This is a genomic window from Mycobacterium hubeiense, from assembly GCF_002838065.1.
Classification (GTDB): domain Bacteria; phylum Actinomycetota; class Actinomycetes; order Mycobacteriales; family Mycobacteriaceae; genus Mycobacterium; species Mycobacterium hubeiense.
The window spans coordinates 1-337 of the sequence record NZ_PIZU01000164.1; the positions used below are offsets into that span (position 1 = coordinate 1).

General features: G+C 62.0%; 1 protein-coding gene. It reads right to left on the reverse strand.

Annotation, left to right across the window (positions count from 1 at the left end; genetic code table 11):
* Nucleotides 1-104 precede the first annotated feature (104 nt).
* Nucleotides 105-337 (reverse strand): ATP-binding protein (locus CWS39_RS28530; RefSeq protein ID WP_158240435.1); only part of this gene is annotated, 233 nt, incomplete at its 5' end.

A 337-nucleotide genomic window follows, 5' to 3' on the forward strand; every position in this document is an offset into this window, starting at 1 on the left:
TCGCCTGCCAGGGTGATGGGACCACCGTTTTGCCATAAGCATGGGACCGGTTGTTTCCGGTCGCCGGGCCGTGTGGTGATGGTGACCGATGATGGTGTCGCCGGTCAATCCGACGGAGTCGGATGGGCCGGCTTTCCGGGTCGGGGTTTTTGGCGCTGCCGGTAGGACTCGCCTTCGACAACGAGTTCGTAGGCCGCTGATTGCAGCCGATCCATCGCTGATTGGGCCAGCAGTGGATCGGCCATCATGGTCAGGATCTCGGGGGGTTCGCGGTTGCTGGTGATGATGGTGGATGCTTGGTGGTGGCGTTCGACGATGAGCTCGTAGAAGTCGCTGG